The sequence below is a fragment of the Solwaraspora sp. WMMB762 genome, assembly GCF_049179115.1.
Classification (GTDB): Bacteria; Actinomycetota; Actinomycetes; order Mycobacteriales; family Micromonosporaceae; genus Micromonospora_E.
This window is the reverse complement of record NZ_JBMHMD010000001.1, coordinates 5,026,414-5,038,573: the sequence shown is the minus strand read 5'-3', so window position 1 is coordinate 5,038,573 and position 12,160 is coordinate 5,026,414. Positions and strand designations below refer to the sequence as shown.

Below are 12,160 nucleotides of genomic sequence, written 5' to 3'. Positions count from 1 at the left end.
GCCGCCGCGAGTGCACACCGCACCCGCCTGCCAACATAAGCCGCCGCAGCCGTCCGACCGCCTAGGGGCAGACGAGCCGCGCCCGGTTCCGGCGCGGTGGACTGCCAGGAACCGGGCGCGGGCGCGCCGTGACCAGGGACCCCGTCGGGACGCCGACCGGGGCAACGACGCGACGGTCAGCCGCGCCGCCACTTCTGGTTGGCGCCGCCGTGGCACTCGTAGATGATCAGGCGGGCACCGTCGGCGGTGTTCCAGTCGACCACGTCGACGCACTTGTTGGCCTGCGGGTTTACCAGGTCACCGGCGCCGGAGAGCACCCACTGCTGGGCCGGGTTGCCGCTGCAGTTCGCGAGCTGCACCACGGCGCCGTTGGCGGTCGAGCCCCAGGCGACGTCCATGCAGAGCCCCAGCGCCCGGATGGTGCCGTCACCGGGGAAGGTCCAGTTCTGCGCGTTGGTGCCGTTGCACCGGTACAACTGCAGGTACTGGCCGTCGACTCCGTTGGAGTTCGGTACGTCGATGCACTTGTCGGCGAGCCCGATGATCCGGCTGGTCGAGCCGCTGCCGGTGGTGGTCAACGACAGCCCGTAGCGGGACAGGATCTCGTTGACCGGCTGGTAGACGGTGGTGCCGCCGGAGCTGCAGGTGCCACCGGCGCCGGAGGTGACGCCCTGCGCCTGGGTGCCGGCGAGGAACGAGCCGCCGGAGTCACCGGGCTGCGCGCAGGCGCTGCTGGCGACCAGTCCGTAGACGAGCTGGCCCGAGTAGTTGACGGTGACGTTCTTGGCGGTGATGGTGCCGCACCGCCAGCCGGTGGTCCGGCCGGACCGGCAGACAGCGGCACCGACGGCTGCCTCCTGGGAGCCGGTGACGTTGACCGTGCCGCCGCCGTAGTTGTTCACCCACGGCCGGGGCACCCAGTTGGCGTTGGTCTGCACCCAGGCCAGGTCGTCGCCGGGGAACGACGACCCCCGGAAGGTGCCCTGCGCGACCCCGCTGCCGGCGGTTGAGGCACCGACGCCGCCGCAGTGGCCGGCGGTGACGAACCCGCCGGCGACGGCGAAGCCGACCGAGCAGAGCACGCTGTTGTTGATCACGTACTGGTCACCGCCCCGGATGTCGTACACCGGGCGGTAAGCGTCGTCGCTGCGTACCACCGATGTGGCGGCGGTGGGCAGCCCGGCGGCGCGGGCGAAGCCGGCGGCCGCCGCGACGTCGGCGGCCTCGATGGTCACCGTGTTGGTGACCGGGTCGACGTACCAGGAGTGCACGGCGTCACCGGCGCTGGCGGCCCGTCGGTCGAGTCCGGCGGCGAGCCGGTCCAGCTCGGCGAGGCTGCGGGTGACGGTCCGGGGTTCGGCACCGGCTGCGCGGACCCGGGCGGCCTGCACCGGATCGGTCACCCCGACGACGACGGTACGGCCGTCGGCGGCGACCCAGGTGCCGGCGTACGCGTCGGCCAGTTCGGTGCGCAGGCGGTGTTCGATCGGTACGGCGGCGGTCTCGACGGCGAGCCGGGTGGCCAGCTGGTCCGGGGTGAGGTCGAGATCTCTGCGCAGCGCGGCGAGCTGGCCGGCGGGCAGCGCGGCCATATCGGCGGCTGCGGCGTAGTCGGCGGGCGCGGCGGTGGTGGCCGGCGCGCTCGTGGCGGGTCCGGCGACCGGCGCGGTGGTCGGCGCGCTCGTGGCGGGGCCGGAGGCGCCGGCGGTCGGCGCGGCGGCGGCCGGTGGCGGTACGGCGAGCAGGCTGGCGCTCAGGGTCAGGCCCAGCAGCGCACCCAGCTTGCGGTTCATCTGCATACCTCCGAGAGGTCGATGGAAGCAAGGCGTGAGAGCGCTCTCAGATAGGAAAGTTTACTAATTGACAAACTTCTGTCAATATCCACAGAGGCCGACCCGATCAACCGCTGCCGGATACCGCCGACGGGTGCCGCCGACGGACGGGTTCGACCGGGGTCGGGCTAGATTCGCCCGGTGCGTCGCCGACCGGTTCTGCTGACCGCCGCAGGCGGGTGCGCCGTGCCGCGCTGGCCCGACTCCGGTCATGGCGCGGTCAGCCACGCGGTCGTCGACGTGCTCGGGAAGGTGCTGGCCAACTTGGGTCAGCTCGGCGGTCCGCCAGCCTGCCGCCAGCGCCGCATGATGTGACAGCCCGTCGACGGCGAGCATGATCACGCCGCTGCGTGCCCGGGACAGTTCTGCGAGTACGACATCGGGTACGTCCGACAGTGAGGTGTACGGAGCCGACGGCATAGATCCCCCTCTTCCCCGGCTTCGAGGATCACCGACGCCACCGGCACCGCCAGGCTGACCGGCACCGACGCCACGAGTTGAAGGTGAGATACCTTTCAACCGGCGGGAAAGGTATCTCACCTTCAACTGATCTTGGTGATCCCGGCCGGGCGGGCGTGTGGTCCCGGCTGATTGGGTGTCGGGGCGGGGGCCGGTCAGGGTGAGCCGTGCAGGACGACCCGGTAGCCGAGTTGCTGGCCGTAGGTCATCAACGGGCGCAGGGTCGGGACGAGTTCGGTGGCCTGTGTGGTCCAGTGGTGTCCCCGGTTGCCGTCGAGTCGGCGGTGACGGGCCGATGCCGTCTGCCGTTGTCGCTGCAACTCGCGGCGCAGGTGGTGCAGCCGCTTGGACGCCGTCGACCGGCCGGAGCGCCAGTCGAGCCAGCGCAGCCACCAGTCACGGATCATCTCGGTGATCATTTCTCTCCCTTGATCGTTAGTCAGCTTTCCGCGCGCCGAGAGGTAGTCGGTAGAGTCCGTGGCGCTGGACGAAGATCTCCCGCCGTTCGGCTGCGTTGCCGTGGCGGTCGATGACGTATCCGGTGAGCCAGATCCACCCGTCGTACGTCCACTTCCGGTCCACTGAGATCACCCGCATCCGGAAGCCCCGGCCGTCTGCGAACTGGACGCTGGCTTCCCGGCCGATGATCAGGACGTCGCCGGGTTTCGGCTCCGGCGTGGCGAGTAGCCGGCTACTCACCAGGCCGATCCGCTATCGGGTACGTCGTACGCCCGCAGTCCGGGCACCACCTGGACTTGACCTTGAACGACCACAACCCGGCACAGAAGCCGAGTAGCGCCGCGCTGAACAACGCTCCCACTTCCATCATCGACATCCCCTCCTGCGGGATCGACACAGCATCAGCGCCACCACCCAATGAACCGCCAGTACAGGTACCCGGACCTGTGGAGCGGCAGGTCGGTCATGGCGTCTATCAGGCACGTGGCCATGTAGACCGACAGCGACACCCGTGCGCCGGTGTACTCGGCGAGGAGCTCCTGACGGCGCGCGTCGCACGGCCATGGAAGTCCGCACTTCGCACACATCCAGTGGGGACGATCCGGAGTGTGCGTGCTCACTGGGCTTCCTTCGGCCAGTGCCCCCGGTTGACAGGGACGTGTTGAGACATGCCCGCTCCCTCGCATTTGCGCGGTGTGGCTCGTGCATCCAGTTTGCGCGCGCACTTTTGTGGAGTCAAGGATTGGCAGCCATCTAGGATTGACGAAATATGGATGGCCGAGAACGAGGCGTCAGGAGCAGAATGTGGGCATGACGAGCCCGACCTTCGTGCGGTTCCAGCTCGGCGTGCAGCTCCGCCGAGCACGCGAGGAAGCCAACGTGACCACCGAGAAGGCAGCTGACACCATCGAAGTCTCGGCAAGCACCCTGCGCCGCATCGAGCAGGGCAGGGTAGGGCTGAAGGGTCCGGCGCTGAACGCCCTACTGGACCTGTACGGCGTGGCCGACGCCGAGCTACGCGAGACCCTGCTGTCGATGGCGCGGAGCGGCAAGCAACGCGGCTGGTGGGCGAAGTACGGAGACCTGCCGAACTCGTACCGGCAGTACATCGGACTGGAGTCCGCCGCGACGACGATCCAGAACTTCGAGACGCTCGTGGTGCCTGGCCTGCTGCAGACCGTCGACTACACCCGTGCGATCGCCGCCGCCGCCGTTGAGCAGCCCACGCCGCAGGCCGTAGAGGAACGGGTCGCGGTCCGCGTGGAGCGACAGAAGCTACTCACCGAGGAGAAGCTTCGCCTGGTCGCGGTCATCGACGAGGCAGTGCTGCACCGCCGGATCGGCGGACCGGAGGTAATGACCAACCAGCTGACAGCGCTGCTCGAAGCCCAGGACCGGTGGAACGTGATCATTCAGGTCATCCCGTTCGGGGAGGGTGCATACGCCTCGATGCTGTCGAGCTTCCACATCCTCAGCTTCGACGAGGGCCCAGGGGTGGTCTACATCGAAGGGCTGACCGGAGACCTCTACGCTGAAGGTGAGGATGTGCAGAGATGCGCCAAGGTCTTCGACGACCTACGGGCATCTGCCCTGTCACCCGCAGCATCGGCCGAGATGATCAAGGACCTCCGGGATAGGGAGACACCATGAAGACACTCGACAACCAGTGGCGCACGAGCAGCCGCAGCGGCCACAACGGTGCCTGCGTGGAGGCGCGGTACGTCGACCAGGCCGCCGAGGTGCGTGACAGCAAGGACCAGGCTGGGCCGGTGCTGTCCTTCACCCCGACCCAGTGGACCGGCTTCGTCCAGGAGATCAAGACCGGCAGGTTCGAAGCCTGACACCCGTCCGACCGCTGGCCCGGCAAGCGAGTGCCAGCGGTGCTGCTCCGTCGATGTCTGCCTGGAGCGTTGGTGAGCGATCCGACCGCTGACGGAGGGTCAGGTTAGATTCACCCGGTGCGTCGCGGACCGGTTCTCCTGACCGCCGCAGGCGGATGCGCCGTGATCCACGTCGCTGGCGTTTTGACAGCCAGCCCGGCCTGGCGCTACGCCGAGGTGCTGGCGATCGGCCTGCTCGTCGCCTACGCCGTGGTCAGCGGGCTGCCGACGCCACGTTGGGCGGTGCCGGCGGCGCTCGCCGTACTGATGCTGGACGCCGTCCGGACGATGCCCGGTGACCGCGCCGAGGGTCACGGCTGGCAGGTGCTGCGGCCGGATACCGCCGGCGTCGACCGGTTCGCTGGCGTCGAGTCGAGCCTCGCCATCTGCTGGGCGTCGCTGACCGCAGTGGCGGTACTGCTCGCGGCGTGGCACCGACGGGGTGATCGCCACCTGGGCCCGGGTGTCCGCCCCTGGCGTCGGCGGACAGCGGTCACCGCAGCACTGGCGGCCGTGCTGATCACCGGGTACGCGGCGTTCCGGATCATCGCCATCTGGCTGACCATCGCGACCGACCACCGTGACCACCCGACCGGGGCGGACCTGGCCGGAGCGGACCTGGCCGGTTCGGTGATCGCCGTGAGCCTGGCCGTGCTGCCGCCACTGGGGCTCGGGTTGGCCGCGCTGGCGCTCGCCACGGCACTGGCCGGGCACCGCCGGTGGCTCGCCTCGGCCGGCGCGGCGCTGCTCGCCGTCACCGCGCTGCCCCAAGTGGACGCAGCCGTCCGGGCCGTGCCGCTGCCCCTGTACGTGGGCGACCAGCTGGCCTGGTCCGCCGCGTACGCCATCGGGTCCACGCCGTTGGCGCCGTACCCGGTCCCGGCGCTCACCGCGCTGCTGGAGCTGACCGCGTACCTGCTGCTCGTCACGGGCTTGACCGGTTTCCACCCGCCGACATCCACTGCCCGGGCCGAGACCGGCCAGTCGCGGCGTTGAACCCTCGGGGTCGCTGCCGCACTAGCTGACCAACCGCCGGACGACGGGCGCCTATCCTCCGCAAACGAAAACCGTTATCATCACCATGCCGGTTGCCGAGCGAGGAGGCGTCGATGGCGCATGTGTTGCTGGTGGAAAGCTGGGTCGGGGCAATGGCCCACCTGCTGCCCAGGGCGGTGCTGGAGGCCGGGCACCGGTTCTCCTTCCTGACCCGCGACCTGCACCACTACCTGCGCGGCGCGCCGGCCGGGGGCGCGCATCCGTTGCTCGCCGCGCACAACGTGCTGACCGCCGAGACCAACGACCTGCCTGGACTGCTCGACCACGCACAACGGCTGCATCAGGCGCTGCGCTTCGACGGCGTACTCACCTCCTGCGACTACTACCTCGACACCGCCGCCCAGCTGGCCGCCCACCTGGGTCTGCCAGGCACCCACCCGGCGGCGGTGCGTCGGGCGTACCGCAAGGACCTCGCCCGGGCGGCGATGGACGCCGCCGACGTGCCGCAACCCCGGTACGCGCTCGCGCAGAGCTGGTCCGACGTCGCGCGGGCCGCCCGGGAGCTGGGCTTCCCACTGGTGGTCAAACCGGTCGACCTCTGCGCCGGCATGTACGTGCGCGAAGTCGCCGACGAGGCCGGGCTACGGGCGGCGTTCAACGCCCTCACCGGGTTCCCGGTCAACGCCCGACACCAGCCCCGGGTGCCGACGGTGCTGCTGGAGGAGCTGCTGTCCGGCCCGGAGGTGAGCGTGGAGACGGTCACCGTCAACGGGGAAACGACGGTCGTCGGGGTGACCGACAAGAGCCTCGGCGGCACCTCGGGGTTCGTCGAGACCGGACACATGTTCCCGGCGCCGCTCGACCCGGCGACCACCCGCCGGGCCGGTGAGGTGGCGGTGGCCGCGCTGGCGGCGGTCGGGCTGGACCGCGGCGTCGCCCACACCGAACTGCGGCTGACTCCGGCCGGGCCCCGGGTGGTCGAGGTCAACCCCCGGCCGGCCGGCAACCAGATCACCGAGCTGGTGCGCCGGGTCACCGGCATCGACCTACCCATGGTGTACGCGCAGCTGGCGCTCGGCGAGACCGCCGACCTCACACCCGCCGACACCGGCGTACACAGCGCCGCGATCGCGTTCGTGCTGCCGCCGCGCCCCGGCGCCATCGCCCGAGTCGACGGGACCGGGGCCTGGCAGACGGACCCACGGGTCGTCGACTGGTCGGTCAAACCCGCCGGCCACCGGGCCGGTGACGGCAGCAGCAACAACGACTACCTGGGCCACGTGATGGTGGTCGACACGGCCGGAGCCGGCGCGCGGACCATCGCCGACGGCCTGGCCGCACAGGTACGCGTCGGGTACGTCGACGACGACGGCACCACCGACCGGGACCGGTCCGCCGCCGCACCGGCCGCCGCGCCGGCCGCCGCACCGGCCGGAGCCGCGGTATGACGGCGTCCACCGACAGCACCCCGGCGGCGTCCCTGTCGTCGGCCCGTTCGGCCTCGCCCGTATCGCCGGCCCGGCCGGCGTACCGGTCCCTCGCCGCGCTGAGCGACGCGGTACGGGCCGGCCAGCACGGCGTGGACCCGACCCGCCGGCAGGTCAGCGTGGGGTTCGTGACCAGGCAGGGCGCGCGGCACGCGACCCGGCTGCGCGGCTACCGCAACCAGGTACTGAGCCTGCGGGTCGACGCGGCGGTCGGCTCGTGCGCGGTCGAGCCCGGCGAGTTGCCCGACGAGGTCGTCTACGACTGCGTCGGTGCCACGGTCGCCGACCTGCTCACGCATCCGCTGCTGCCGGTGCGGGTGGCCGCGCTCGACGCGTACCTGATGGCGCAGCGCCCGCACGCCGACGCGGCCGACACGGTGGTCACCGTGCCCGCCGGCAGCTCGCTGGCCAAGTCGCAGGCCCGCGCCGCCGCCGTGGTCGACCTGCTGCCGGCGACCAGCGGCACGGTCCTGGTCGTCGGCGTGGTGAACTCGCTGCTGGCCCGGCTCCGCGCCGCCGACCGACGGTACCTGCCGTGCGACCTGGCCGGCGGCCGCACCGAATGGGACGAGCCGTGCCTGCCCGACGCGGCGGCGCTGCTGGACCGCTGCGACGCGATCCTCGCCTCGGGGATGACCCTCGGCAACGGCACCTTCGAGCCGCTGCTGGCCCACGCCGCCGCCGAGGGCAAGCCGTTCGTGGCGTTCGCGCAGACCGGCAGCGCGGTGCTGCCGTGGTTCCGCGGCGCCGGGCTGACGGCGGTGTCAGCCGAGCCGTACCCGTTCTTCTGGCTCGACGGCGGCCCGACGACCATCTACCGGTACGGGGTGTCCGGGTGAGCGCGCCGCAGCTGCTGAACCTGCTGGGGCACACCCCGCTGATCTACGTCGACGCGCCGCTGCCGCACCCGCACGGCGGCTTCTGGGCGAAGGTCGAGTGCGTCGCACCGGGCGGGATGAAGGCCCGCGCGGCGGTGGCGATGCTGGCCGGCGCGCGACGGCGCGGCGAACTCCGCGACGGCGCACCCGTGGTGGAGTCGACCAGCGGCACTCTCGGTATCGGGCTGGTCTTCGCCGGGCAGGCCCTCGGCCACCCGGTGGTGCTGGTCGTCGACCGGGAGTTGGAGCCGTCGATGCGGGCGCTGCTGCACGCGTACGGGGCCCGGCTGGAGGTGGTCGACCGGCCCCACCCGACGGGTGGCTGGCAGCAGGCCCGCCGGGAACGGCTGACGCAGGTGCTGGCGGCGCTGCCCGGCGCGTACTGGCCGGACCAGTACCACAACCCGGACAACGTCGCCGGGTACGCGAGCCTCGGTGACGAGATCGCCGCCCAGGTCGACGCGGTCGACGTGCTGGTCTGCAGCGTCGGCACCGGCGGGCACAGCGCCGGGCTGGCCCGGACACTGCGCCGGCACTGGCCGCAGCTGCGCCTGATCGGCGTGGACACCATCGGCTCGACGATCTTCGGCCAGCCGGCCCGGCGGCGGGTGATGCGCGGGCTGGGCAGCAGCATATTCCCGGACAACGTGGACTATCCGGCGTTCGACGAGGTGCACTGGTTGGGCCCGGCGGAGGCGGTGGACACCTGCCGGCGGCTGGCCCGTACGGCATTCGTCACCGGCGGATGGTCCACCGGCGCGGTCGCCAGGGTCGCCGCCTGGACGGCCCGCACCCAGCCGGACACCCGGGTGCTGGCGGTCTTCCCCGACGGTCCGCACCGATACCTCGACTCCATCTTCGACGATGGCTGGTGCGTCCGGAACGGCCTGCTCGGCCCCACCCCGGGCCATCCGGTCGAGATACCGCACCCCGGTGCGGTGGAGGTCACCCGGTGGAGCCGCTGCCGGGCAGTCAGCGACCCGGTACGCCACGAGCGGGTGCCGGCATGAAACTGTCCTGGCGCTCCTACCGGCTGGTGCTGCGCGAACCGCTGCGGATCTCCCGGTCGGTGATGGCCCACCGCGAAGCGGTCCGGCTGACCGTCACCCACGACGGGCTCACCGGCCACGGCGAGGTCGTCACCAGCGGCTACTACGGACTCGACCGGGCCGCGATCGAACGTACCTGTGCCGGCTGGACCGGCCGGCTATCCGGCTATCCGGATCCGGCGGCGCTGCGCGACGAGCTGAGCACCTTCGACGGACCCGCCGGGGTGCTCGCGGCGCTGGACACCGCCGTGCACGACCTGCTCGGTAAGGCCCGGGGGCTGCCGGTGCACCGGCTGCTGCAAGCGCCGACGCCGACGCCGGTGGCCACGGCGTACACGATCGGGCTGGTGCCGGTCGCGGACGCGGCGGCGACCGCGCGCCGGCTGGTCGCCGCCGGGTTCGCGGTGCTGAAGGTGAAGGCCGGTGACGCCGACGACGTGGCCCGGGTCGCGGCGGTACGCGCGGAGGCACCTTCGGCCCGGCTGCTGCTCGACCCCAACGGCGGCTGGTCCGCCGAGCTGGCGGTACGGCGACTCGACGCGCTCACCCGGTACCGGATCGACGCCGTCGAGCAACCGATCCCGCCGGGGCGGCCCGACCTGCTGGCCCGGGTGGCGGCCCGCACCGCGATCCCGGTCGTCGCCGACGAGGACGCCGAAAGCCTGGCCGACCTGGACCGGCTCACCGGCGCGGTCGCCGGGGTGAACGTCAAGTTGGCCAAGTGCGGCGGGATCGTCGCCGCCACCCGGATCGTCGACGCGGCTCGGGAACGCGGTCTGGACATCATGCTCGGCTGCCTGGCCGCCAGCACCCTCGGCGTCGCACCGGCCGTGCACCTGGCCGGCCTCGCCCGCTGGGTCGACCTGGACGGGCACCTGCTGATCGCCGACGACCCGTGGACCGGGATCGGCGGCCACGACGGCGTGCTGCGCCTGGCGGACACCCCCGGGCTGGGCGTGACACCGACGACGACGACCGGATCCGACCGGGCGGTGCCGGACCGGACCGGCGCGGCGGAGGCGGCGCGGTGAGGGCTACCTGGACGACGCTGACCAGCTTCCCGCCGGCGATCCGGCTGCTGGTGGTCAACCAGCTCGGCGTCAACGTCGGCTTCTACATGCTGCTGCCCTACCTGGCCGGCTACCTGCGCGACGACATCGGCCTGTCGGCCACCCTGGTCGGCCTGGTCCTCGGCGTGCGCAACCTGAGCCAGCAGGGGCTGTTCCTGGTCGGCGGGTCGGCCGCCGACCGGCTCGGCGCCCGTGGCGTGATCATCGCCGGGTGCGGGCTGCGGGCGGTCGGCTTCGCGGTGTTCGCGGTCGGCGGGTCGCTGCCCGCGCTGCTGGCCGCCTCGGTGCTGACCGGGCTGGCCGGGGCGCTGTTCAACCCGGCGGTACGCGCCTACCTCGCCCAGGCCGCGCCCGAGCGCCGGGCCGAGGCGTTCGCCCTGTTCAACGTCTTCGCCAGCGCTGGTGCGCTGCTCGGGCCGCTGCTCGGCAGCGCACTGCTGCTGGTCGACTTCCGGGCCGCCGCGATCGGCGCGACGGTGGTGTTCGCCGCGCTGACCGTCGCGCAACTGCTGGTGCTGCCACCGCATCCGGTGACCCGCAGCGGGCAGAGCGTCGGCCGGGACTGGCGGGAGGCGCTGACCGACGGCCGGTTCCTGGCGTTCACGGTGGCGTTGAGCGCGCTGTTCGCCCTGCAGACCCAGCTCTACCTGGTGCTGCCGGTGCAGGCCGAGGCCGCCGCCGGCACCGCGCTGGCGGTGGCCGCACTCTTCGTCGTGTCCACGGTGGTCACTCTCGGCTGGCAGGTCCGGCTTACCGGGTGGCTGCGCCAGCGGTGCAGCCGTGGGGTGTCCATCGCGGCCGGGATGGCGGTGGCCGGTCTCGGTTTCCTGCTGCCGCTGCTGCCGGCGACCGGCCCGGCCCCGGTACGGGCACTGCCGACGCTGGCCGCCGCGCTGGCGCTGGCGGTCGGGGTGATGATGGCGCAGCCGTTCGTGCTGGAACTGGTGCCCGGCTTCGCCCGCGACGGGCTGACCGGCACCTACTTCGGGGTGTTCTACCTGGCCTCGGGGGTCGTGGCGGCACTGGCCACCACCGCCGTCGGCCGGTTCATGCAGACCGGCGGCCAGCCGGACGGGGCGGCGCCGGGCGTACCCGCCGGAGCGTGGCTGCTCTGCGCCGGGCTGGGCCTGGCCTCCGGCGCCGCCGTGTGGCTGCTGCACCGCCGGGGCCTGCTCACCCCACGAACGGTGCCGGCCGGTGCCGGAAAGGCGGCCCGGTGAGCGAGCCGGTGGTGACGGGCGGCAACCTGCTCACCGACAACCCACAGCTGTACGAGGCCCAGTTCCCCGACCCGGAGCACCGGGCGGCCAGGTTCGTGGCCGACCTGGTCGACCGGTTCGCGCCCGGACCGCCCGGCCGACGGCTGCTCGACCTCGGCTGCGGCACCGGCCGCGACGCCGGGTACCTCGCCGGGGCCGGCTTCGACGTCACCGGGTTGGACCTGTCCACCCGGATGCTGGCCTACGCCCGCCGCCGCCACCAGCGGGTCCGGTTCGTCGAAGGTGATCTGCGTACGTTCGCCCTCGGTCACCACTTCGACGTGATCACCTGCCTGGACAGCGCGCTGCTGTACTGCCACGACAATGCCGACCTGACCGCCGCGCTGGCCAACTGCCGACGGCAGCTGGCCCCCGGCGGGCTGCTCGTCGCCGAGATGCGCAACGGCGCGTACTTCCTCGGCAACACCGACCTGCTCGACGGGCCCAGCATCCGGTCGGTGCGCTGGCAGGGCGTCACCTACACGTCCCGTACCACCTTGTGGATCGACGCCGCCGCGCAACTGCTGCGCCGCCGTCGGGTGTGGACCTGGCCGGGTGCCGAGCAGGAACTGGTGCAGACCTCCGCGTGGCGGCTGCTCTTCCCGCAGGAGTTGCGCCACCTGCTGGACCGCGCCGGGTTCGACGTCCTCGCTCTGTTCGACTCCCCCGGTCCGCGTACCGAACCGCCCTGGCATCCCGGCGCCGTGCTGGCGACCGGCCTACGCGGCGACCGCCTGCACCTGGTCGCCCGCCGCCGCGACGACGCGGCCTGAAACCCCGCTGAGAAACCC

General features: G+C 72.3%; 13 protein-coding genes. 10 read left to right on the top strand and 3 right to left on the bottom strand.

Features of this window, described 5'->3' with window-relative positions; genetic code table 11:
- Positions 1 to 176: 176 nt before the first annotated feature.
- Positions 177 to 1,793 (bottom strand): ricin-type beta-trefoil lectin domain protein, encoded by a 1,617-nt coding sequence (locus ACN27J_RS22510; protein WP_421369276.1) that lies wholly within the window; start codon positions 1,791 to 1,793, stop codon positions 177 to 179.
- A 180-nt stretch (positions 1,794 to 1,973) separates the two neighbouring features.
- Between ACN27J_RS22510 and ACN27J_RS22505 the strand changes: the two genes are divergently transcribed.
- Complete coding sequence (locus ACN27J_RS22505; protein ID WP_421369274.1) at positions 1,974 to 2,147, top strand: hypothetical protein; 174 nt, start codon at positions 1,974 to 1,976, stop codon at positions 2,145 to 2,147.
- 299 nt (positions 2,148 to 2,446) lie between these two features.
- On the opposite strand, the gene ACN27J_RS22500 is transcribed toward ACN27J_RS22505, so the two are convergent.
- Complete coding sequence (locus tag ACN27J_RS22500) at positions 2,447 to 2,710, bottom strand: hypothetical protein (protein ID WP_421369272.1); 264 nt, start codon at positions 2,708 to 2,710, stop codon at positions 2,447 to 2,449.
- Positions 2,711 to 2,726: 16 nt separating this feature from the next.
- Entirely contained in the window at positions 2,727 to 2,990 is a 264-nt protein-coding gene (locus ACN27J_RS22495) for a hypothetical protein (protein ID WP_421369271.1), read from the bottom strand.
- 570 nt (positions 2,991 to 3,560) lie between these two features.
- Between ACN27J_RS22495 and ACN27J_RS22490 the strand changes: the two genes are divergently transcribed.
- The 9 genes from ACN27J_RS22490 (at position 3,561) to ACN27J_RS22450 (ending at position 12,142) form a co-directional block, all read left to right on the top strand.
- Positions 3,561 to 4,400 (top strand): helix-turn-helix domain-containing protein, encoded by an 840-nt coding sequence (locus ACN27J_RS22490; protein ID WP_421369269.1) that lies wholly within the window; start codon positions 3,561 to 3,563, stop codon positions 4,398 to 4,400.
- The gene (locus tag ACN27J_RS22485; RefSeq protein WP_421369268.1) at positions 4,397 to 4,591 is read left to right on the top strand and encodes a DUF397 domain-containing protein; all 195 of its coding nucleotides are present in this window, start codon (positions 4,397 to 4,399) and stop codon (positions 4,589 to 4,591) included. Before ACN27J_RS22490 ends, ACN27J_RS22485 begins: the two co-directional genes overlap by 4 nt.
- A 183-nt stretch (positions 4,592 to 4,774) precedes the next feature.
- Positions 4,775 to 5,626 (top strand): hypothetical protein, encoded by an 852-nt coding sequence (locus tag ACN27J_RS22480; protein WP_421369266.1) that lies wholly within the window; start codon positions 4,775 to 4,777, stop codon positions 5,624 to 5,626.
- 113 nt (positions 5,627 to 5,739) lie between these two features.
- Positions 5,740 to 7,074 carry an ATP-grasp domain-containing protein gene (locus ACN27J_RS22475; protein WP_421369264.1) on the top strand — a complete coding sequence of 445 codons (1,335 nt, stop codon included), beginning with the start codon at positions 5,740 to 5,742 and terminating at the stop codon, positions 7,072 to 7,074.
- Positions 7,071 to 7,952 (top strand): Rossmann-like domain-containing protein, encoded by an 882-nt coding sequence (locus tag ACN27J_RS22470; RefSeq protein WP_421369263.1) that lies wholly within the window; start codon positions 7,071 to 7,073, stop codon positions 7,950 to 7,952. The genes ACN27J_RS22475 and ACN27J_RS22470 overlap by 4 nt, the downstream gene beginning before the upstream one ends.
- Positions 7,949 to 9,001 carry a PLP-dependent cysteine synthase family protein gene (locus tag ACN27J_RS22465; RefSeq protein WP_421369261.1) on the top strand — a complete coding sequence of 351 codons (1,053 nt, stop codon included), beginning with the start codon at positions 7,949 to 7,951 and terminating at the stop codon, positions 8,999 to 9,001. Before ACN27J_RS22470 ends, ACN27J_RS22465 begins: the two co-directional genes overlap by 4 nt.
- Positions 8,944 to 10,071, top strand: a complete 1,128-nt coding sequence (locus ACN27J_RS22460; RefSeq protein ID WP_421369259.1) for a dipeptide epimerase — start codon at positions 8,944 to 8,946, stop codon at positions 10,069 to 10,071. Before ACN27J_RS22465 ends, ACN27J_RS22460 begins: the two co-directional genes overlap by 58 nt.
- The gene (locus ACN27J_RS22455; RefSeq protein WP_421369257.1) at positions 10,068 to 11,330 is read left to right on the top strand and encodes an MFS transporter; all 1,263 of its coding nucleotides are present in this window, start codon (positions 10,068 to 10,070) and stop codon (positions 11,328 to 11,330) included. Before ACN27J_RS22460 ends, ACN27J_RS22455 begins: the two co-directional genes overlap by 4 nt.
- Positions 11,327 to 12,142, top strand: coding sequence for a class I SAM-dependent methyltransferase (locus ACN27J_RS22450; protein WP_421369255.1), 816 nt, complete (start codon positions 11,327 to 11,329; stop codon positions 12,140 to 12,142). Before ACN27J_RS22455 ends, ACN27J_RS22450 begins: the two co-directional genes overlap by 4 nt.
- The last annotated feature ends 18 nt before the right edge of the window (positions 12,143 to 12,160 follow it).